Annotated in this window: 21 protein-coding genes; 13 read left to right on the plus strand and 8 right to left on the minus strand. The window is 59.2% G+C overall.

Annotated elements, in window-relative coordinates:
- Positions 1 to 929: 929 nt before the first annotated feature.
- The 3 genes from QE363_RS09770 to QE363_RS09780 are packed head-to-tail and all read left to right on the plus strand — an operon-like array spanning position 930 to position 3,911.
- Positions 930 to 2,330, plus strand: coding sequence for a DUF3987 domain-containing protein (locus QE363_RS09770; RefSeq protein ID WP_309694774.1), 1,401 nt, complete (start codon positions 930 to 932; stop codon positions 2,328 to 2,330).
- Between the two features lies 1 nt (position 2,331).
- Positions 2,332 to 3,258, plus strand: a complete 927-nt coding sequence (locus QE363_RS09775) for a hypothetical protein (protein WP_309694776.1) — start codon at positions 2,332 to 2,334, stop codon at positions 3,256 to 3,258.
- On the plus strand, positions 3,255 to 3,911 hold the full coding sequence (locus QE363_RS09780) for a hypothetical protein (protein ID WP_309694777.1): 657 nt from the start codon (positions 3,255 to 3,257) through the stop codon (positions 3,909 to 3,911). The genes QE363_RS09775 and QE363_RS09780 overlap by 4 nt, the downstream gene beginning before the upstream one ends.
- A 317-nt stretch (positions 3,912 to 4,228) precedes the next feature.
- Here QE363_RS09780 and QE363_RS09785 read toward each other — a convergent pair whose 3' ends face one another.
- Positions 4,229 to 4,582 (minus strand): hypothetical protein, encoded by a 354-nt coding sequence (locus QE363_RS09785; protein WP_309694778.1) that lies wholly within the window; start codon positions 4,580 to 4,582, stop codon positions 4,229 to 4,231.
- A gap of 166 nt (positions 4,583 to 4,748) precedes the next feature.
- Here QE363_RS09785 and QE363_RS09790 point away from each other — a divergent pair, with 166 nt between their 5' ends.
- The 4 genes from QE363_RS09790 to QE363_RS09805 all read left to right on the plus strand — a co-directional run bounded on the left by QE363_RS09790 (position 4,749) and on the right by QE363_RS09805 (position 6,955).
- Positions 4,749 to 5,606: a site-specific DNA-methyltransferase gene (locus QE363_RS09790; protein ID WP_309694779.1), complete on the plus strand. Its 858-nt coding sequence runs from the start codon at positions 4,749 to 4,751 to the stop codon at positions 5,604 to 5,606.
- Between the two features lie 297 nt (positions 5,607 to 5,903).
- Positions 5,904 to 6,557, plus strand: coding sequence for a hypothetical protein (locus tag QE363_RS09795; protein WP_309694780.1), 654 nt, complete (start codon positions 5,904 to 5,906; stop codon positions 6,555 to 6,557).
- A 49-nt stretch (positions 6,558 to 6,606) separates the two neighbouring features.
- Positions 6,607 to 6,765 (plus strand): hypothetical protein, encoded by a 159-nt coding sequence (locus QE363_RS09800; protein WP_309694782.1) that lies wholly within the window; start codon positions 6,607 to 6,609, stop codon positions 6,763 to 6,765.
- Positions 6,749 to 6,955, plus strand: a complete 207-nt coding sequence (locus QE363_RS09805) for a hypothetical protein (protein WP_309694783.1) — start codon at positions 6,749 to 6,751, stop codon at positions 6,953 to 6,955. Before QE363_RS09800 ends, QE363_RS09805 begins: the two co-directional genes overlap by 17 nt.
- 241 nt (positions 6,956 to 7,196) lie before the next feature.
- Here the strand turns inward: QE363_RS09805 and QE363_RS09810 are convergent, their stop codons facing one another.
- Positions 7,197 to 7,940, minus strand: a complete 744-nt coding sequence (locus QE363_RS09810) for an FRG domain-containing protein (protein WP_309694784.1) — start codon at positions 7,938 to 7,940, stop codon at positions 7,197 to 7,199.
- A gap of 186 nt (positions 7,941 to 8,126) precedes the next feature.
- On the opposite strand from QE363_RS09810, the gene QE363_RS09815 reads away from it, so the two are divergent.
- Positions 8,127 to 8,336, plus strand: coding sequence for an AlpA family transcriptional regulator (locus tag QE363_RS09815; protein ID WP_153006168.1), 210 nt, complete (start codon positions 8,127 to 8,129; stop codon positions 8,334 to 8,336).
- A 331-nt stretch (positions 8,337 to 8,667) separates the two neighbouring features.
- Complete coding sequence (locus QE363_RS09820; RefSeq protein ID WP_309694785.1) at positions 8,668 to 9,963, plus strand: integrase arm-type DNA-binding domain-containing protein; 1,296 nt, start codon at positions 8,668 to 8,670, stop codon at positions 9,961 to 9,963.
- A gap of 542 nt (positions 9,964 to 10,505) precedes the next feature.
- On the opposite strand, the gene QE363_RS09825 is transcribed toward QE363_RS09820, so the two are convergent.
- The 6 genes from QE363_RS09825 to QE363_RS09845 all read right to left on the minus strand — a co-directional run bounded on the left by QE363_RS09825 (position 10,506) and on the right by QE363_RS09845 (position 18,471).
- Entirely contained in the window at positions 10,506 to 11,051 is a 546-nt protein-coding gene (locus QE363_RS09825; RefSeq protein WP_309694786.1) for a hypothetical protein, read from the minus strand.
- Positions 10,961 to 11,302 carry an SEC-C metal-binding domain-containing protein gene (locus QE363_RS19725; protein WP_405053219.1) on the minus strand — a complete coding sequence of 114 codons (342 nt, stop codon included), beginning with the start codon at positions 11,300 to 11,302 and terminating at the stop codon, positions 10,961 to 10,963. The genes QE363_RS09825 and QE363_RS19725 overlap by 91 nt, the downstream gene beginning before the upstream one ends.
- Before the next feature lie 163 nt (positions 11,303 to 11,465).
- Positions 11,466 to 12,041 carry a Rid family hydrolase gene (locus QE363_RS09830; RefSeq protein ID WP_309694788.1) on the minus strand — a complete coding sequence of 192 codons (576 nt, stop codon included), beginning with the start codon at positions 12,039 to 12,041 and terminating at the stop codon, positions 11,466 to 11,468.
- A 58-nt stretch (positions 12,042 to 12,099) separates the two neighbouring features.
- Positions 12,100 to 14,574 (minus strand): TonB-dependent receptor domain-containing protein, encoded by a 2,475-nt coding sequence (locus QE363_RS09835; RefSeq protein WP_309694789.1) that lies wholly within the window; start codon positions 14,572 to 14,574, stop codon positions 12,100 to 12,102.
- Between the two features lie 434 nt (positions 14,575 to 15,008).
- Positions 15,009 to 16,565: an FAD-dependent oxidoreductase gene (locus QE363_RS09840; protein WP_309694790.1), complete on the minus strand. Its 1,557-nt coding sequence runs from the start codon at positions 16,563 to 16,565 to the stop codon at positions 15,009 to 15,011.
- 706 nt (positions 16,566 to 17,271) lie between these two features.
- Entirely contained in the window at positions 17,272 to 18,471 is a 1,200-nt protein-coding gene (locus tag QE363_RS09845) for a citrate synthase family protein (protein WP_309694791.1), read from the minus strand.
- A gap of 9 nt (positions 18,472 to 18,480) precedes the next feature.
- On the opposite strand from QE363_RS09845, the gene QE363_RS09850 reads away from it, so the two are divergent.
- The 4 genes from QE363_RS09850 to QE363_RS09865 all read left to right on the plus strand — a co-directional run bounded on the left by QE363_RS09850 (position 18,481) and on the right by QE363_RS09865 (position 21,575).
- A complete protein-coding gene (locus QE363_RS09850; RefSeq protein ID WP_309694792.1) occupies positions 18,481 to 19,578 on the plus strand; it encodes a citrate synthase/methylcitrate synthase in 1,098 nt (365 codons plus the stop codon).
- 339 nt (positions 19,579 to 19,917) lie between these two features.
- The gene (locus tag QE363_RS09855; RefSeq protein WP_309694793.1) at positions 19,918 to 20,448 is read left to right on the plus strand and encodes a MarR family transcriptional regulator; all 531 of its coding nucleotides are present in this window, start codon (positions 19,918 to 19,920) and stop codon (positions 20,446 to 20,448) included.
- A gap of 26 nt (positions 20,449 to 20,474) precedes the next feature.
- The gene (locus tag QE363_RS09860) at positions 20,475 to 21,221 is read left to right on the plus strand and encodes a DNA alkylation repair protein (RefSeq protein ID WP_309694794.1); all 747 of its coding nucleotides are present in this window, start codon (positions 20,475 to 20,477) and stop codon (positions 21,219 to 21,221) included.
- Between the two features lie 15 nt (positions 21,222 to 21,236).
- Positions 21,237 to 21,575, plus strand: coding sequence for a DUF6616 family protein (locus QE363_RS09865; RefSeq protein ID WP_309694796.1), 339 nt, complete (start codon positions 21,237 to 21,239; stop codon positions 21,573 to 21,575).
- Positions 21,576 to 21,585: the final 10 nt, after the last annotated feature.

Consider the following 21,585-nt stretch of genomic DNA (forward strand, 5'->3'; position numbering starts at 1 on the left):
TCGTATATCGGCCTAAAGCCGAATATATATAGCACCTGCCATCGCAGGGGGAGAGGGTCGATGCCCTAGCGCAATACGTCCCAAGCTTGGGCCGCTTGGCTGTCCGGTAGGCTATAAGCCCGTAATCAGGATTTTGGCAGTTCGCCAAAGACCCTGAAGTGCTCGCGGGAGAATGCAGCCTGAGCACGCAAAAATTCCCGTGTAGCTCTTCCATAGGCTGCAAACGCCCCAACGTATGCTGGGTCCCGCATGCCCTTATTGTTTCCGAACATAATCTGTTCCTGCTTTTAGAACGGACTACGGTCATGGCGACCATGAACCGTGGCCGCATACAATATGTCGTGTCACCGGATGCCGGATTCAAGCCCATAAAATCGCGGGGTTAAATGGCGCTGTCACCATGGCGCTGTCACCTGAGGTCTTTTTCCCCAGACACACAGATTCAGTCATATATCGAGTAATATAATTACGTATTCATAATATATAATAATAATAATTTCTTCAATTACTCTATGGGTTTTTGGGATGTCTCTATGGACCCCAGAATTTGGTGACACCCGGTGACACCGCCTCAAAAACCGCAGAAATCCGCCATTCCCGCTGTCACCTGAGGTGGTGACAGCCGTCACTTTTGAGGTTGGGGTGTCACCAAACTGGTGACAGCTAGGTGGCACCAAAAAGTGACAGCCGGTGACACCCTAGGTGACACCCCAAGGCACCCGAGGTGACAGCCCGGCGACATCCCCCGTGACATTGAACTTCGCAATATAGATTTAAATCGACACCGGATTCGGGCGTCGAGTATAAATACATGAGACAAGGGCCATTGCGGGGTAGTAGTCAACGAGTTTCAGTTTTCCTCCACAAGGAAAGACCAGAAGACCCGATGTGCCGCAATCGCATCGGGTCTTTTTTTTGTGGAGTAGAAAATGAATGACAATATTGAATTTCCTATCGATCTAATGCCACCTCGTATTCGAGATGCAATCGAGGCGCAGGCCGCGATGGGCAATTACCATCTTCCATCTGTGGCGACAGCGGCACTGGCGATTGCGAGCCATGCAGCGCAAGGCCTTTACGACATCGACTTTCTTGCGCGGCCCTCGACGGTGCCCGCATCGGTCTTTGCAATGATCTGTGCGCCATCAGGATCGGCCAAATCCTCGCTTTTCGAACCCATGCTGGCTGGCGTTCGCCAGTGGCAACATCGCGTGTCGGATGTTCATCGCCTCTCACTGGCCGATTATGAAGTGGATCGTCGTCTCTATGAACGTCAACGTCTCGCGGCTGAGAAGGAAAACGACCGGGATACGCTCATTGACCTTGAGCGCCGCAAGCCGCGCCCGCCACGATCGCCGCAGAACGTGTCGAGCAAGATCACCACGAATGGCCTTTTCCGCTCTCTCCATGAAGACTGGCCCACCCATGCGGTCTTTACACCTGAGGGAGCGAGCCTTCTGAAGGGCTACAGCCTCAACGCCAAGAATGCGCCCGAGGAGTTCGGCGGTGCTCTCGCGAGCTTGTGGTCAGGAGAGATGATTGACCGCACGACAGGCGATCAACGCATGATCCTTCGCGCTCGTCGGCTGTCTATGCTCGTGATGGTGCAGGGGAGCGTCGCGGAAGAATTTCTGTCGAGCGAAGCGCTCGAAGGGCAGGGGCTATTGGCCCGTTTCCTTGTGGTGAATGCTCCTGCATGGCACCCGTTGGACGAGGATTTCACCGCGCCGGATCATCGCGAGCAGAAGGAGCGCTTGCTGCGCCGGATGGATCGTTTCCACGGCCGTATCGACCAGATGTTGAGCGAGCCGCTCGCGATGCGTGATGGTCAGGATGGCGAACTTGATCTTCCCATCATGACGTGGACGCGGGAAGCGGCACAGGTCATGCGGTCGTTTCAGACAGAGGCGCTGGCGTGGAACCATAGTGAAACAGAGAACTGGTTCCGCCGATCTTTTGAACACGCGGTTCGGCTATCTGGCGTGCTCGCAATTTTCGAAGATGAAGAGGCGATCAGCGAGGCGACGGCACGCGCTGGCGTCGCGTTGACCAGATTCTATGCGGCTCAGCTTCGACAGATGGATGTCGCGCCAATCAATGAGCGCCATGCTCAGTACCATCAATATATTGCGCCCGCGTTGAAGAAGTTTCGCGCCAGCCCGAACGGCCTGACCATGAGGGAACTCTACCGGACAATCTGGAAAAAGCTCGACCCGGATCATCGTGGGCGCATTCTTGAAACTATGGAACGTGACGAACTGATCACAAAGGTGAAAGTCCGAAAGGGGACGAATGAAATAGTGGTATACCGGCTGCGGGAGGGCGAATGAGATGATTGTCACCCTCTTTGACAATCTTCGCGACAACGTGGGGCACGAATGGGATGTCAGCCCTGCGGACTTCCTCACGACTTTGGTCACCGCACCCGCGCCTCTGAATCGCGCCGAGAAGGCGAAAGCGCTGGCCTTCTGCGGATGCTGGTTCGATGGTACGCGGGCAAAGCATAATGCGCGCGACCTTTCGGTAATTGCGCTCGATGTGGATGATGGCGGGACCGACTGGTTCGACGCCGCGTTCGAGCTAGATGATCTGGGCTGCGCGTATGCGCTCTATACGACGACGAAACATCGTCGGGATCACAATCGCTACCGGATCGTCATCCCGTTATCAGCGCCAATTGGCGGTGATGATTATGCCCGCGTCTGGAATTGGTTTTCCCGGTTCCTCGCGAGCCATGGCATCATCGTAGACCGGGCGACCAGTGACATCAGCCGGATGTCGATCGCGCCCCATTGGTGGGAAGGCCAAGACGATAAGGGCGGTGAATACCCCGAGGATGACAATGAGGCTCAGCGCGCGATTGCGCGGCCAGATTGGCCGTTGTTTCCCGTTGAGGTAGCATTGGCGGCGACTATGGAATCACAAGTCATCACGAGCGTGGAGAGTCAGTCAGACCATGCCGGGGATTATCGAAAATGGCAGAACTGGCACGTCACCCGCGATGTCCTGTCTGACCTCGACCTGAGCCCCATCGTGCCGCGAGCGCGGCTCGATGCAGAGATGTCATCGACCGATACTGGCCGGACGTTTCGCTTCCTATGTGGATGTGCGGTGAAGGCTGTCGCTGGTGGCTATGACGTGGATGAGGCTGTTTTGCGGGCGCTAGGATTGGAGTTCTCGCGTCGCGTGGGACGGAAGCCCGATGGACTGGCGAGGGACGCGCGAAACGCACTTATGAGAGCGAGGGCGCTGGCATGAACCGGGAAGATAGAATTGCCGCCGTCACCGCTATGCGTGACCTTGAAACTTTGCCATTGCCACGCGGAACGGGACAGATATGTGTCGGCCAGTACGTCTTCTCGACCAAGATCGAGGCAATTAAGAAGACGAAAGAAATCATCGCATCGGTAAGCGCTGATGGAATGACCGATGAGGCGCAAGCGTTCTTCCAAGCGCTTGCGGATAATCACCCGTCCATCAACGAGAAGACGGAAGGTCGGCCTTATGTTGTCGAGCCAACGGGCTATCGCTACGCGAATAGACTAACGATAAAGACTGTGAGTCTTCGTATTCAATTCACCGATAGACCTGATTGGAAGATTGATAACGAGGCATATCACCGACATCGGGCTCGATTTCCGCACAACTCGATTCCTCTTGGCGTTGATGCGTGCCTACGCACCGTACCGCATCATCAGCGCGTGAAGAATGCGGCAAGAATGATTGTGAGCCGACACGCGCCCCACGTCCGCTATAGTTCGAGACTTTTTTGGAGCGATGACACTTTACCGCCAGCCGATTTGACATGCGCTATCTGCAACGAGGGAATCCCGCTCGACCATCTTCACTGGGATCACTTCCCCCACGGGTTCGTAGACATCTTCCGAGAATGGCGAATGCAGATGCTGTAGCGTTGGCAGGACATAGAGCTTGATCGTTCAAACCAGCATCGCTTTGCGGATGTCGCGTTGATGAGGTCATGGGACCAGTTTCACCGAGACTACGCAAATTTCCGCCCTGCATGTAAACGATGCAACATGAAGGATCAGCGGCGCGAGCCGCTAATCCTAACAGAAACAGAATGGCAGTCGTGGTCTGCAATGTTCACATCAATGAACGATTGCCGCTCGAAACATGATTTTTGATGACGGTATTTAGACGGGAGGTGGAGCTAAAATAAAATAGTTAATCCGGCGTTTTGACTCATGCTTCAGATGTGCTGGTATATTTAAAAAATAGGTCGTGAATGAATTTTTGGAGGGCGGCTTAATCGGGCAGAAATTTGTCGTTCCAAGTCCTCTAATTCAATAGCTTCTTCGATAAGTGCATTTCTCCACCACTTCATAAGTTCCGCGTCTTGAACGATACCGTCTGGTCCATAGACTCCCTCTATCCGCCTCCATGCAGCGGTGATTGAGGCATTCTGGATGTCGGCAATGTTGAGCTTGTCGCTTATCGTCTGGGCCGACCAGCGCTTCCCTCTATCCGAGAGAATTCCAAGGCCGGTGACATGGTAGGCAATTTTGGCAAGTGACACGCCAACGCCATATGTGAGTTTCGCATCCTCGACGGCATCAAGCATGGACCTGACCTTTTCACGGGCGGCTGATCGTCGTGATCGGTCGCCTAACTCTTGCGCATGCGAGGTCAACTGCTTCCCCACTCAAAACTGATACAAAACTGATGAAACCGTACCGGGCGGCGGGGTCAGGGTAAACGTCTCTCCATCAACAATTCGTGGAGACAAAATGACCCTGACGCCTTCTGTATTCGCCCCTTTCATCGAACTCGTGCACGGTGAGGCCCTCGACGTGATGTCGCAGCTTCCCGACAACCATGTTGACCTGATCGCGGCTGACCTGCCGTTTGGCTCGACTGAGTGCCCGTGGGATAGCCGCATCGATATGGAAGCGCTGTGGCGGGAATTTCGCCGCATCACGACGCGGACCGGAACGATTGTCTTGAATTCGGCCGGGCGCTTCACCGCTGACCTCATCGTTGCCGCACCCGACTTGTATAAGCAGACGCTTATTTGGCAGAAGTCGCGGCCTTCTTCGCATTTGAAGGCGAAAAACCAGCCCATCAGCGAACATGAAGAGGTGCTGGTCTTCTCGAAGGCTGCGATCGTGGACGCATCGCGTTCGACGCGGCGTATGACCTATAACCCGGTTGGTGCCGTTCCTGACCGTCTGCGGGTCAAGCGGCGGGTGAAGACGCGTGCGTATGGAAAGGCGACGAGCGCTCGCGTCGGCGAAACTTACATGTCTTGGAAGAATTTTCCGCGCTCGATTTTGAAGTTCGATAACCCGCACCGACCCTTTCACCCTACCCAAAAGCCTGAGGCTCTCATGGAATTTCTGATTGCCGCTTATAGCGAGCCGGGAGATGTCGTGTTGGACTGCTGTATGGGTAGCGGAACGAGCGGCGTGGCAGCGGTTCGGTTGGGCCGGAGCTATTTCGGTATCGAGCGTGACGAAGAATATTTCGATCACGCGTTCGACCGGATCATGGACGAAAAGAAGAATCCGAAGCCCTTCGCATGTGACCGTCTTAATCCCGAATCTGCTGCGGCGAACGATGAATATGAGGTCGTCGCGGCTGAGTAATCCGCGCAAGTAAAAGTTTTTGTTGCTTCGCGACCCAGCGCGCAAAGATTCAATCGAAAATCCAAAAAAACTAAATCAGGCGCGCAACGGTAAGTTGTCGTGTTTGAAGTAGCGCGTCTTTGTGAGATGAAAATATAAGACCGTAATATAAAGGTCGGTTTGTATAGAAAGTGGTAGATTCGTCAGGGGCTTGCGGAAGACGAAAACTGGAGCGATGTCCTGTCTTTTCAGGGCGATCGGTAGACGTGCTGCCTTGTAAACGATGAACGCTATGGTTCGAGTCCTATGGAGGTAACGATGTGCAAGTGGAACGGGGATGACATTCCGCCTTCTGGATACGAGACGCAGATTTTTGCCGACTTTTCCTATTTTGTTTCGAACGACCACGAGCGCGTAACTCGTAAAGAGTCAGTTGAGTATGACCGCATCGAGCGGCGTGACATAACGACGGTAGAATATTTCCTCGATGGCGTATTGGTGACGATCGAGAATAACGCCCACACAGATATGTCATATTTTCTACAGGAAACGTTCGATAGCTCTTTGATGCTTTCTTACATCGTTGCGCATAGCGATGAGTTGGACGATCTTGATTTGGACTATAGAGGGCTCATCTCAGAGGGCGTGACGCCAGAATGTATCGCTAAACTTCCAATTCGCCAGTATGATGGAAACAAAAAGAAATTTTCGCGGCCGGATATTGAGGGGGTGGACGATGTCGAACACTACTTTGCATCGCTAATCTACGACTCTGATGCCAGTCGCGCTGTGGAGGTAGAAATCTGGCGTGACGGTCCCGCCGTCTTGACGCAGCACGGTTCGGTCTACCGCTTCGACAACGGCCACGATGATGCGATCTATGGACGCTGCGCCACCGACTTCCTTGAGCGTGATCATCAAGGGGTCATCCCAGCGGCAGCGCTGTGGGCACTGAATAATCAAGAAACGTGATTTCTAACCCTTATCGGCGGGATACGCGGCCCGCCGGTTAAATATCGTTATGACAAAAGAGCATTTCGAAAATCTTCGCGACCGCTTGCGCGACATATTCCCCGCCGCTGACCCGGCAGACGTGCAGTTCGCCTATCTCCTTGGTGCGATTGATGCCGCGACTGAAATCACCGCTAAGCTGGACGCAGGTGATGATCCTGCACGTTGATCAGCCTGATTATGCCGCGATGGCGGAGGCAGCGCCGCTGTCCGAATGGTCGATCCCGCGCCTGATCGCTGACATCTACGTCGAGGGTGATGAGGAGGATCGACGGGAAATTGACCGGCACCTTGCGGCGCGCCGCCGCCAGTGTGAAGCGGATTTGCTTGACACTGTAACGCAATGGACGTTCACTTGATCAAGCGGGGAGATTGACGATGAACAAATACTCTGTTGCTGTGGAAATCATCAAGAAAGCAAGTAAGGCAACCCGGTGGATTCGCGTTGATGCAGATAGCTCAACGGCTGCAATGAGGCTTGCGCAAAATGCTGCCAAGGCTGCCCCGAGCGTGTTGAAAGCTGCCGCAAAAGCAGTCCGAGTGGTGCGATAGTAAATTTGAGTCCGTTTTTAAAAAAATGATGTTACGATGGACGTTCAACTAGTCTGCCGTGCCGTTGTTTTTCGAGGACGGCACTTTCAGCGCTCGTATAGCAGCCTCCCGTGTTAACTCGTCTGTGAATTCTCGCGCCACTACACCAATATCTGAGAAAATGCGATCGGAACTCACGCCCATGATTTTCAGGACATCGAGTGTCAGACGCTTTTCGTGAGCCTTAATCGTGAACAGCATGGACTCGATGTCATCATTGGGACGGCTAGTCGTCTCTTGGTGAAGCGTCATGACACTGTCTTGAGCGAGTGTTCGCGGATTCATTACAAGCGTATCAATGATTAGCGGTTGCCCGTCGTAAGGCACTAGGGGATTCCAGTTTGCATTTGTTGGGGCGGGCGGCAATGCATCACGTGGAAGAGTATGAATACAGCCATCTGCCGGACGGCCACTGTCGCGATCTTGCTGGGGCGCACAGGCAAAAAATAGGGCGACTAGCGGATTTGTAGTCCAGTCGAGTAATGTAGTCGCCACGCCATAATGCTGGGCCAATACTAGCCATTCAAGGTCAGTCGTACGGCGATCGGCAAACCGCGCTGCCATTAGCTTCCAGCGGCACAATTCCTCGTAAGACCGAATTCCGTTTCTAATGGGGCCTCTGAACGCCGCTGGGGTTAGCAACCAGCCGGTATGCGCATGGCCACGATAGATCGGGCGGTCGATTGAGCGTTTCGCGATAGCAGCGACGTAGCGCTCAATCACCTTGAAACCTTCTGCACCATTCACTGGCATTCATCCTAAATCGCAAGGTCATCAGCGTAGGGCTGGTGCCTGAGCGGCGACAAGGGACATGTTGGCGAAATCTGCTGTCGGATGGAAGCGGACGGCCATCACGCTCTGCAAAAATCTGTAAAAGGGCGTTGCGGACAGGTCGAATGCGATAGAGATGGATAGCCCTGTTCAACGGGGGCCCAATCGATGACGACCGACCGCCTAATCACCGCCGACGAATTCGCATATATGCTGCGTCGAAGCCGCAAGACGCTCAATCGGCTGCGAGCGGCTCAGCCCGCCGGTTTTCCTCCTGAGTATAATTTTAGCCTTTCCACGCATCCGCGCGGGCGGCGTCCGATGTTCAAATTATCTCATGTGCAGGCCTATATTGATGCCCAAGAAAGTGGTATATAACGGTTGAGGAAATTTGAAGCGCTGTGTCTAGTTTGTGTCTTGACACCATTTCCAGCGGTATTATGAAGTCTTCAGGCGCGGATTTCTGCGCTTTCGGTTGTGTCTAGGGCGTGGTCCAAACTCTTTTGGTACCGTCATACGCAGGTTCGAATCCTGCCGCCCCAGCCAGCAGAATCACTCGATTCGGCTGTAAAGTGAATACCTTGAGCGCGGTTCAGCAAAACTTGGATGCGGACGGATGCGGCCTGAAATGGCCTCATGCGGACGCGTATTGTGCCCGATTTGTGCCCGCGTTTTTGTGTCGCTTCGCAGCCCGTGAGGGATTCGAAACGTGGCATCGAGACAGCCTTTCACCCCGGCCAGCCTGGACAATCTGAAGTCCGGCTCGCTCACCGATCCGCAGACGCCCGGCCTCGTCATCGAGGTCGGTGCCCGCGGTAAGAAGACCTGGAAGTATCGCCGTCGCCTCCCGGATCAGGATGTGACGGTGAAGATGACGCTGGGCAGCTATCCTGCGTACCGGATCGGCGATGCCCGCGAATGGGCGCGGGAACTTAATAGTGACGTCGAGACCGGCATCGACCCGCGCGAGGCGCTTCGCGAGGCGGCGGCACGGGCGGAGATGACCGTCGCCCGTGCGCACGCCCTCTACATGACGGCCGCGCGGGAAGGGCGCGCCTCGCGGGCCAAGCGCCTGAACAAGCCGCGGACGCTCAAGGACAAGCAGGACATCTACGATCGCGATATCGCACCCACATTGGGTGCGAAGATCATCTACGAACTGACCGAGAAAGATCTGATCAAACTGGTCTCGAAGAAGGGCGAAACCGCCAAGGTCCGGGCAAACCGGCTGGCCGCCGAACTGAAGGTCTTCTTCGGCTGGGCGGCGGGCTTGCGCGGACTGGTCGTCGGCCTGGAAAACGACCCGTCGCGGCGGCTGGGAGATTTGAAGTTCGTTGAAACACGTCGGACGCGTAAGCTCGACCTCGATGAGATTCGCTGGTTCCTACAGGCCGTCGCGCTGGAGAAACGCGATTTCCGGCGTGGCCTGATCCTGTCGCTCCTGACCGCAACGAGGATCAACGAACTGGTCAAGGCTCGTAGCTCCGAGATCGAGAACGGCGTGTGGACGATCCCCGCCGCCCGATCCAAGAACTCGACGGCGCATGCCATCGCCCTGGGGCCGTGGGGGCAGCGGCTATTCGCGAGTAATCACGAATGGGTTTTTCCCGCCGAAAGGGTGGAAGGGCCGCGTACCACCGGCTGGTACAAGGCCAGGGATCGCGTGCTGGCCCGAATGGAGAAGATCGCCGACAGGCCCATCGATCGCTTTTGCCCGCACGATTTTCGACGAACGGCTCGGAGCAACACCAAGCGACTGAAGGTCGACTTCGAAACGGCCGAAGCGATGCTGAACCACCTGAAGGTCGGGATGGAACGGATCTACGATGGATATGAACTCGAAGAGGAGAAGGCAGCCTGGTTCCTGAAGTGGGAGCGTGAGATCATCCAGTTAGCTGAGAAGGCGGGGGTGGCAGCTGAACTCGAAGTCCCGCTTCAGCCGAAGCGAGCCGTAAAGACACCTTCTGGGCGACGCCGCTGTGCGCGACGATCGTCGGCGGCTTGAGAGCAGTCCGATGAAGCGTAAGGCCTGAGAATCATCTTCTAGTGAGCGCAATTGGGTCATGGCTGCCGCGGCAGGTGTCGACCAACTCACGCCGTTCGCATATCCGGCTTTGAATGGCTGTTCCCGACAAGACCGGCCATTCGCCCGGAGCGGAGCGTCAGGCAGAAATGCGTCCCAAAGTCGGCCATTCAGCGGAGCCGTGAGGCCCCCTAAAAGCTGCCGCCGCTAGGTCGTTCAGCGAAAGCCCGGAAACGGAGGATCTGTTGAATCAAAAGCCAGCGCCAGGGCTTGCCGCTTTAGCCCGATCGGATGCCGCCAACTCACCCCGGCAACCTGCGCTCAACTAGCGGTTTGACCGCTTCCTCCACCATTTGATCCTTGCCTTCGTAGCCGCCGAACACGGCGAACAGGGGCGCGAGCGCCTTGGCTACGTAAGGTACGAGCGCCAGATGCGGTGTGTCCAGCGGGACCTCAACGAAGGCGTCGACGGTCGGCGTCGCAGTCGCCGCTCAGCCGAGCCCGATCGATCGGACCGGGTTAGATCACCCCTGAATCTTTCGCCCCTCGAACGCAGTCCATCGGAAGGCGATCTCGGCCCGGTCGTCGGCGCTCCAGCCGGCAGCCCTGGCCATGCTGACGCCCACGGCAATCGCCTCACCGATGCAATAGACCATCAGCATCGCGTCAAGTGCCGTCTCCGGGCTGTTCTTGTCACTCATGTCATCGCGCATCAGTCGTCGCAGCAAGAACGACTCCCTGGGATCGAACCGCATGAAGTCGGGGTGCTGAGACCAGCCTCCGTCCAACGCAATAACCAGGGCTTCCCAAGCGCCGTTACGCAAGACCGATCGGTCTGACTGCTCATTGAACGCGCTACTATCGAGCCACATCGGCCTGCCAGTGTATTGAGGGTTGCTCGCGTCTAGGCGGTTGGGGAAATCCCGAGTGGGAAGCGTGTCCACGTGCTCGGGCTCCAGCAGTATCGCCACACGCATCGTCAGCAGGGCCAGGCCAAGCGGATAGTCACGCAGGAAGTCGTTGAACGACAACCATTTGCGCGAATGGTAGAAGCGCTTGTCGACAACCACGACGCGTTCCCCGCTGACCGGCTCCAACAGAATCGGGCGTCCAAGCCCCTGCTGTGAAGGTGGCGCGTACGCAGCGCCTCGGCCTGACGCCGTGCGCGATCGATGGCAGCGATGTCGAAGGGTGGATGGTTTATCGGTTCGTCGCGCGGATCGGCGTAACACTTCTTGTATTTCTTGCCGCTATCGCACGGACAACGCCTGTTTCGGCCGATCCCGGCCGTGCTACCAAGATCGAAGTGATCGCGACGAATATCAAGCGGTCCGTCGGCTCAATGAGCGCTGTATGGTGGCGCGCTCTCGGCCGCCTTGTTGGGATGACTAGGCTTTTGGACTGCAGCTGCTCGCGCAGCTGCGCTTTCGCTTGCCCGACCCGGTTGACATGCTGGCGCTAGCGAAAACGGTTGGAATCGCAAGCTACCGGTGGGGTAAGTCACGTAGGTGCCGATCCCCGTGAAGGGGACCGGCGAGCCTTGCCCTTATTTCGCCGCCGTCACCTCGATCTCGACAAGAAAGGCGGGGCCAGCGAGCGCCGCCACCTGCACGGTCGAGCGGGGCGACGGTGTTTGGGTTCTCCACCGTGCCGAAGAACTGCTTGAAACCCTCGTTCATGCCGGCAAAGTCCATCTTGCCGCCGAGTTTCGGGTCGCCCGCGACGAACACCGTCATCTTGATGATGTCCGACATGGCGAAGCCGCGCGCGGCGAGGATCGCCTTGATCTTGTTGAGGGTGCTGACCGTCTGGGTCTTGGTGTCGCCGAAATCGGCGATGGTCAGCTGGGTGGCCGGTGTCTTGGCAGCCGGGTCGAGCGGCGAGGCGAGCTGGCCCGAGAGAAAGAGCATTGTCGCGCCCGGCTTCACCGTCACCCCCTGAAGGATCAGCCCTGGGGGCGTGTTGGCGTGGCGGGTGACGGTGGCGCTCTGCGCGAAGGCGGCGGTCGTGCCGCACAGGGCCAGCGCGACAAGGGGGGCAGCGAGCAGACGGAACGACATGGGTGGTTCTCCGGTAAGCAAGGCCGGCGGGCGCCGGGGTGGCGCCCGCCGGAACATATCAGAAGCTGACGTTGATCCGCGCGTAATAATAGCCGCCATTGATGCCATAGGGGCTGAAGGTCAGCGGGGCGTCGAGCACGTTGCCGCCATTGACCAGCGTCTGGTTGGTGGTGCCGGGCACCAGCGGGACCGTCGGCGCCTTCTTGTTGAACACGTTGTTGGCGCCCAGCGCGAGGCCGAGCGACGGTGTGATGTCGTAGTTCAGCTCGACATCGCCGATGAACGTCGTGCCGATCTCCTGCTTGTAGAAGGTGCCGCCGTCAGGGCTCAGCTGGGCCGAAGTCTTGCCATAGACGGTGCCGCGCAGCGTCGCCGAGAATTTGTCGATGCTATAGCGGACCGAGCTGATCACCTTCACCCGGGGTGATGCGGTTTCGATATTGGATTGCGCCCCCAGGTTGAACAGCGGAATGATCTGCCCATTGGCGGGATTGGTCAGCGTGGCGGGTGCGGGGATCAGGCGTTGCAGCTTGGTCTCGTTGTAATTGCCCGCGATCGTCCAGAATGCCTTGCCCGCATCGCCGAAGTCGGAGGTGTAGCTGACCACCAGGTCGACGCCGCGCGTGCGGGTGTCCGCGCCGTTGGTGAAGATGTTGATGCCGGTCTGGCTGACCGTGGGGTCGAGTACATTGCCGTTGGCGATGATCGCCTGACGCACGATGGCGAAATTGATCGCGCCGCCGCTGCCGAAGATCGAGCCCGTGCCCAGGATACGGTCGCGGATCTTCACCTGATAGGCGTCGAGCGTGATCGTCAGGGCGGGCAGCGGCCGGATGACGGTGCCAAGCGAATAGTTGGTCGACTTTTCGGGCTTCAGGTTCTGGAAGCCGATCAGCTTGGCCGCCGCGGAATTGGCGGGCAGCTGGACGAAGGCCGCGGTCGGCGAGACGTTGGTCGCGGAATAATAGGATTCGGCCAGCGTCGGCGCGCGGAAGCCGGTCGAGAAGGTGCCGCGCAGCGCAAACGCGTTGGAGAAATCGTACCGGCCCGTGGCCTTGTAAATGAAGCGGTCGCCGAAATCGGAATAATTCTCGTAGCGGCCAGCGATGTCGAGCTTCAGCGCCTCGACCGGGTTGGTCGCCAAGTCGAGATAGAGCGACTTGGCGGTCCGGGCATGGACCCCGGCATCGGAGGGCCGGAAGCCGGGATAGGACTGGCCGCCTTCCTTGTAGATCGAGCCGGGATCACCCGATCCGATCTGATAGACGTTGCGGCGATATTCCGCGCCGAAGGCGACGTTGATCGGCGTCGCCAGTCCTGCCTCGATCTCGCGCCGGGCGTCCGCGTTCACCGTGAACTCGGTCGACTTGAAAAGGCCGTTGTAGAAGCTGGTCGGCGTGAAGCCGGTATCGGCATAGAGCGAGGCATTGGCCGAATCGATCGTATAGATTTCGGCCTTGTCCTGGCCGAAGGTCGTCGACAGGTCGTACTCGAATCCGCTCGCGGTGCCGCGAACACCGCCAGTAAAGGCCATGTCGTCCTCGCGGATCTTCTGGCGGGGGGTGAAGCCGTTGGCCGGATTATTGCCCTCGGGATCGAAATAAGTCGTCACGCCCCCGACGGTGCGCGACACGCGGGTCGGTACGCGCACATTCTGGCGCGCGCTCGCGATCCGCTTGGAATAGGTGCCGAAGCTGTAAACCTCGACATCGCCGAAGTTGAAGGCGGTATTATATTGAAGGTTCGTCAGCCAGGATTGCGCATCACCGTTGATCCTGTTGACGTAAGGAAAATTGTCCATCAGCGGAAAGAGTTGTCGCTGGACGGCGCTGAGCGAGGGATTGGTCGTCCCGTTCAGCAGATTGCCCTTGCTGTCGGTCACGCGCCGGTCGAGTCCGCCAACCTGCGTGAAATCATGGAAGCGGTGAAAGGCGGTGACGTTAAAATAGCCGGTCTCACCAACCTTGGTCGCCAGGTGCAAAGTACCCGCCAGCGTGTCGCCGCCGACATCGTAATTCTTGCCCGCGGTAATATAGCCGTCACCGCCCGAGGCATCGTCCTTCAAAATGATGTTGATGACGCCCGCGATAGCGTCCGAGCCATATTGGGCGGCCGCGCCATCCTCCAGCACTTCGATCCGTTTGATCGAGGAGGGGCTGATCAGGTCGAGGTCGGCGCTCGCCGCACCCTGGAACGGTCCGCCGAGCACCGCGAGGTTCGACGTGCCGTGGCGACGTTTGCCGTTGACCAGCACCAGCGTGTGGTTGGGACTCAGGCCGCGAAGCCGGGCCGACAGCGTCAAATTGGCGGTGTCGCCGCCGAATGCCTGGGCGACGAAGGAGGGAACGAGCTGGGTCAGCACCTGGTTGAGATTGGGCTGGCCGACATGGCTGAGCGTCTCTTCGCCCAGAACCTTGATCGGCGCGGCGCTCTCGGCGGCGGTGATGCCGGTCGCGCGGGTGCCGGTGACGATGATCTCGTCCCCCTTTTGCGCCGGCGCGACCGCATTGGGGTCGGGGTCGGGATCGGACATGGTGGTCGCGGAAACGGGTATCAGGCCGGACGCGACTTGTGCCGATGCAGCGCCGCTCGCCCCGAACAGTAGGCAGGATGTCAATGCGATAGAAGATACGGCGTGACGATTCCTCATGGTTGTCCCCCTTGTCATGGTGCGACAAACAGGATCCCCTCCCGATCATATATATTGAAATATTGAATTTTGTTGTTGTCGGCGTTTCGCAATATAAGAATCGACGTTACCGCGTGGATGATTTGATGGATCGCCCGTCATGGCAAGTTAATAATTTCTACCGGATTCGGTTTTTCGTGAGAAATGCCGTAAATTAGCCACATGAAATATCTTAATACTTGAAACTCGCGTCGGTTCTGCGGCTGCCGCTGGTGCGGAGCCGGGCACAATTCGATTTTTAAGACCAGGGGGCGGGCCTGATTGCCCGCCCCTCGAATTCAGGCGGCGCGTCGGGCCATAGGCCCCTCGCTGGCGACGCGCCGCGCGATGGCGCTCACCTGCTGCCGGGCCGACTGGATGCCGCCTTCTTGCCAGCCGGGTGTCTGGCTGAGCGCCGCGCTGGCGAAATAAACGCGGCCCTCCGGCTCCTGCAGAAACCGATAGGCGGGGGTGTCGATATGCCCCTCCTGCCGGCCATTGGCGCTTCCGGCATTCCAATCGGGCCAGGGCCCCAAGCTGAAGGGGATTTTGTGCCAATTGACCGCGATCCCATTGACGCAGTCCGCGCCGTGGCCGGGGTGCAGCCGGTCGATCACCCCACGGGAAAAGGCGATTTGCTCGGCGATCGGTCGCTTTTGAAACTCGGCGGCTACCGGACCGGAGCTGTAGCAGCCCAGGATCATGCCGCGTTCGCTGTGAAGCCCAGCCGAGGGATACCAGATCAGCGTGGTCGGCCCACCGACGAACGAGATGCCGCCATAAATCTGCTCGCGTTCCCAAAAGCGTGGGCTCTCAAAGGCGACCTTGTTGGAATAGTCGTATTTCACCTCGGCGATCGTGCGCTTCAGCCGGGGGGAGAAGTTGGTGGTGATCCCCGCCAGCACGGGGAAGGGGATGGTGCAGATCAGATAATCGGCGGCGACGGTCGTCACGACGCCGCTGCTCCGGTCGCGATAGACAACATCCACGCCGGCGTGTTTCTGGCGGATCTCCGTGACTTCGGCCCCCAGCAGCGCGGGATGGCGCAGATGCCGGTCGAAACCCGCGTGGATGCGATCCATGCCGCCCACCGGTTCGAACATCGTCGCCTGCATGTACAGATTGTCCTCGAACAAGGTCATCGGCAGGCGCTGGTTGGCGAGCAGTTGGTCAAGCGGCATCGCGGTCGAAGGCGAGGCAAAGGTCACGCCCGCGCCGGGTGCGGTGCCGAAGCCCGACCGCTCAGTCCCCTTGAACCCGCCATCGGCATCCAGATCGCCATAGGCCTTCAGAAAGGGCAGCAGGCGCTCGCGATCCGCCGCGCTGAGTTCCCGGTCCAGCGAACCCTGATTGATCGCCTTGGCCAGCAGTTCTGCGATGCGGCCGCGCATGTCGTTGATCGCGGTGCGCATCCGGATCTTCGACCCGTCATCGGCCATGACATAGGCCGATCGGCTGGAATTGACCTCCACCTCCATCGGCACGCCGAACTTCTTGGCATAGCCCAGCAGCCCCTGGTGAAAGCTGGGGATACGGGCGGGGCCGGCGTTGAAATAGATGCCGTAGGAAAAGCGCGCGGTCTGCGTCTCCTCGCCGTTCATCTCGATCCTGTCGCCGTCGCGCACCGTCCAAGCCCGTCCCCCGACCCGGTCGCGCGCCTCCAGCAGGGTGACAAGGAAACCCGCCTGTTCCAGCTCATAGGCGGAGGTCAGACCCGCAATGCCCGCCCCCAGCACCACGACATGCCGTCCGCGCCCCAGCTCCTGGGGCGGCGCTTCCCAATCCTGTGCATGAGCGATCCCGGCCAACCCGAGCGCCTGCATCGCGCCCATCATGGGGCCCAACCCCGCCGCCATCCCCAATTTGCCAAGTACCGATCGCCGTGTTGCCATGCCGTCCCGTTCCCCCTTTGGCCCAGATGCTGAAGCGGCGGACGGCGAAGCGCCGTCTCCCCCCACCCATCAGCATCCCCTCGGCGTCAGGATCACAGGTTTCGCGGCCACCCCAATAGGCTGCCGCGTAACTTTCGGTCACTCACTTGCTTGGTGAGCGAATCAAATGAAACCTATCCTTCAGGAAAGTGCAACTTGTTTGTTTCAACTGCGAACGGCGTGTTGCGCCTTGTGAGGCGTCGATCTGTCGACGGAGTGGGTGGATTTCACGGCGGAGCGATTGCGACGCCCTGTCTTGCAAAAGGCGCGTACTTCACCAGATTGAATTTCCAGGCAGTATATGGCAAGTATATGGCAAGTATATGGCAAGTATATGGCAAGTATATGGCGTTCCTCGCTCATCCAAACAGGCGCCAGGGCCAAGGAGGCCCTTTAGAGATCCAGCCTGTCGCCGCGCGTCGATGGCTTAGAAACTATGCAACCCGACCATTCCTGGAAATCGATCTCTTTCGAGACTTATAAATGGCAGATCTCGACTGAACCTGCCGTTTGACGAGGCGGCTGCGGATGGCAGGTTTGTCCCAAGGCACGTCATTCCGGCGCGTCAACTGTGCATGAACGGATAACCGCTTTCGACGCGCTCGTCGTGAGTGACCGCTCTGGCGGCGATTCACGTGGTTCCTGGGTCGACACCAACATACCTGGCTCTTGGGCGGATCAGTATTCCGGTGCGTGATTGCTCCAAGGCATGGGCAATCCAGCCAGCGCATCGGGCAGTAGCGAAAATTTGAAAGGGGGCGTCGTCGGGTAGATGCGCAAATTCGCTGAGTGCTGTCAGGGCGAAGTCGATATTCGGCAGTTCGCCGGTGACATCCTGAACGGTAGCCGCGAGGGCAGAATGCTCGGGCAGCGGCTCAAAGGCCGCCAGCAGCGCTTGCGCTCGCGGATCGCCACCAGGATAGAGAGGATGGCCGAAGCCCGGTAAGATTGTGCCTGCTGAAAGGCGTGCCGCCGTGGCCTCATGCGGACCGGACTTGTCCGATTCAACGAGGAAACTGCGGACGCGTACCGCCATGCCGCCGTGCAAAGGGCCTGACAGGGCGGCAAGTCCGGCAAGCGCGCAGGCAGCCAACGATGCCCCGGTTGAAGCCGTGACCCGAGCCGCGAAGGTCGAGGCATTCAGCTCGTGGTCCGCCAGCAACACGAATGAACGTCGGATGAGATCCATGCCGGTGTCGTCGCATCCCCAGGCTCGGCCGAGGCGCCGGTGCATCGGGCCTTCGCCCGAGCCCCCAGCAACCGCATCGACGAGAAGATCGAGTAAGGCCGCTGCTTCGAAGTAGAGCGCCTTGGGTTTTCTTCCGCGCATGGCCGGGCTGGTCGCCGCGCGCCAGGCAAGAGCTTGAAACATCCGGTCGTGAGGGCGCCCCGCCGGGATAGTGTTGGTCTGCGTTGGGAAACGCTCGTCGCCACAGTCCCACAGCAGTCGCGCCACGTCTTCGAGACTGGCGGTTTCGCCGAGCGTTGCCGCGTCCTGCCCCCGGTACCAGAGCTTGCCCTCGGCGATCGTCGTGATCGCAGATGCCAGCACCGGCTCTCCCCACGAGATGGCTTCCTCGGCCACGGCAGCCTGTGCTCTGCCGCGCGCCCGGCGCTTCTCCAACCGAACGACATCGGCGGTCCGATAGAGGCTGCGCCGGGGATCGTCGGCATCCCGTCGAGCCTCGATCCGGCCGCGACTGACATAGGCGTAGAGTGTCTGCGGCTTCAGACCCAAGCGCTCTATCACCTCTTCGGCAGTGGACCACCCGGTCATAGCTGGGCCTATATATTGATTAAGTTGATCAAGATTGACCGAGATAATGTCCATGGGAATCCTGTGCTCGTCAAGCAGGAGTTCCAGAAATTGGCTGAAGGTTTGGAAGGCGTCGTTGCCGCAAACACCATATTGTCGGATGTCGATGGCGCGGCAGGACGGCTGGTGATCCGCGGGTTTGAACTTGGCCAGTTGGCAGGGCGGACGCGGTTTGGCGAAGTCGCGCATCTGCTGCTCGATGGCTTTTTTGACGATTTGCCGGAACCGGCCGGGCTTGAAGCGATGCTGGGCGCGGCGCGGGTCGAAGCGTTCGCCTATGTCGATGCTATCCCTGCAGGATTGAATGCCGTGGAAGCGGTCCGTGCCTTGTTGGCGCGGATACCTGACGGGGACGACCTGCGGACCGCCATACGGCTACCGGCGGGAGTTTCGGTTTTCACCGCCGCCGTTGCACGCCAGAGGAAGGGGCAAATGCCGCTACCGCCCGATCCGGAGGCGGACCATGCCACGGATATGTTGCGGATGGTCCGAGGGAGCAATCCGACCGTGGACGAGGCGGCCGCACTTGATACCTATCTTGTCACGGTCTGCGATCATGGCCTCAATGCTTCGACATTCGCGGTGCGCGTGACGGCTTCGACCCTTGCCGGCCTTACGTCGGCAGTGCTTACCGGGATCAGTACCCTGAAAGGCCCATTGCACGGAGGCGCCCCCGGTCCGGTCGTCGAGATGCTGGACGAGATCGGCGAAGCCTCCAACGCACGGGCCTGGATCGAACGCGCCATCGACAGGGGCGAGAGGTTGATGGGGTTCGGGCACCGCATCTACCGGGTCCGGGACCCGAGAGCGGATGCCCTGAAGCAGGCCGTGCGACCACTGTCATCAAATACGGGGCGGCTCGCACTTGCGGAAGCCGTGGAGGCCGCAGCCTTGCAGATACTCAGTGAGCGCAAGCCGGATCGATCGCTCCAGACGAATGTCGAATTCTACACGGCGCTCCTGCTGGAGGCCTTGGGCTTCGAACCTGCCGAGTTCACCTGCGTATTTGCCATGGGCCGGACACTGGGATGGATTGCCCATGCGCGCGAACAGGTCTGCAATGGCAGATTGATCCGCCCTGCATCAGTCTACGTCGGTCCGATCCCAAAGATCGCGGCCTGAACGATGGACGGCTTTCCGGACCCGTGAAGTTGGAGTGGGTGAGCTGCTGCCGGTTTCGCGGACACGAAGTTAAGCTACCTGCGCTTGCCGCCATAAGGATCGCGACGGAGATAAACTGCGCGCCGTAGTGTCGTACCGGAAAAGCCCGTTTTGCGATCATGACCGCATTCTGATGCGAGCCGTGAATGTCCGCAAGTGGGCGCTTCCGGCCCTTCCCAATTGGGAACGGTCAGCGAGACGCCAAAGGCATTCTCGGAATCGATGGTAAAATGGGAAATTTATTGACGCACAACGCGGTGATATTGCCATATAGTTAGGCGCCTTATAGGATGGCGGCTAATGGACTCGCTAGACCTCAAGTACTTGGCCTTTCTCGGCGATGCCGAACGCCATGGACGACCGGAAGCGGACGATATGCGCCTGTGTTTCGAGGTGCTGGCGCTGGCTTCCGCCATCGATCGTGCCTGTGCCGCGCGCCTTGCACCGCACCGCCTGTCTGAAGGAAAGTTCGTGTTGCTGCTCCTGCTGCGCGACGCGCCTGACGGCATCGCGCCCCATGAGCTGGCCTCCCGCGCAGGCGTCACACGGGCGACGGTCACCGGTCTGCTCGATGGCCTGGAGCGAGACGGGTTCCTGGTCCGGCATGATGATCGGGATGATCGACGTCGGGTGTCGGTGCGGCTGACCGAGCAGGGACGGACGATTGCGGGCGGTCTGTTCGTCGAGCACGGTCAATGGATCGCTTCGCTGTTGGCTGGGGTTACGCCGTCCGAGCGCGAGGGTGTCGGTGCGCTGCTCCGGCGTGTTCGGGATAACCTGGCAACGCCTGCGGAGGACATACCGGTCATGGCCGTCTGCGACGCGCAATGACCGCTGGGCGCAAAGGGCACCGCATCGTGGACATCGATCCGGCCCGCCGTGCGCAACTGGACGCCGGCACGATCGAGGCCGCGACGCTGACCGAATGTCTGTCCGTCGACTTCGCGGCGCTGTTGCCCCGCGCCGTGCCTGCGATTGGCGAGCAGGCTGTAGCAACGATGCGCCATGCCGCCGGCGACGGTGTAACGCGCCGGATGGCGCTGGCTGCACACCTCGTTCTCGATCATGGCGGCATGGCCGTTATCGATGGATTGCGCGATCATCCCTCCGACACGGTGCGCGGCTGGGCGTGCTTCATGGTGGGAGCGCTCGAGGACCTCACCCTCGCCGACCGCCTGCATCTGATCCGGCCGCTGGCGGACGATCCTCATTTCGGTGTGCGTGAATGGTCGTGGATGGCGGTTCGCGGCCATATCGCCGCCAAGCTCGAGGATGCGATCGATCTGCTCGCGGGCTGGGCAACCGAGCCGTCCGAGTATCTGCGGCGCTTTGCCAGTGAAGCGACCCGGCCTCGTGGTGTATGGTGCAGCCACATCAGGGCTTTGCGCCAGGCGCCGGAGCGGGCTTTACCGATTCTGGAGCCGCTGCGATCCGATCCCGCTGCCTATGTTCAGGACTCGGTCGGGAACTGGCTGAACGATGCCGGTAAGGACCAACCGGACTGGGTTCGATCGCTCTGCGCGCGATGGATGGCCGAAAGCACGGCCGCGGCGACTGGCCGCATCTGCAAGCGCGGATTGCGTGCGATCAATCGCCCGCACTGACGAAGGAGCCATTGCGTGACGCATCATCTGACCGAACTCTATTCGCCCAAGCCAGCATGGCTCGCCCTCGATCAGCTCGACCGCCAGCGCTTCTTCGAGAAGATCGGCGCCGGCATGGCCGCGCTGTCGGCGATCGGTGTCGAAGCGATCGCGTTCGGCGAGGCTGAGGCCGCGGTCGTTCACGCCCCGTCACACCGCTTCTTCGCCCTGTGGCGGGCACCCGACGCCTCGGCGATCGAGGCACTGGTGCACAGCATCGCCGCGTCGGGCTGGCACGACTATTTCGAGACGGTCAACGTTACCGGCTCGGGCGTGGGCATCAATGACCATCTCGCCCAGCTGGCCGCACTGTAGCGTGGTGAGA

The sequence above is a fragment of the Sphingomonas sp. SORGH_AS_0870 genome (assembly GCF_031453175.1).
GTDB lineage: Bacteria > Pseudomonadota > Alphaproteobacteria > Sphingomonadales > Sphingomonadaceae > Sphingomonas.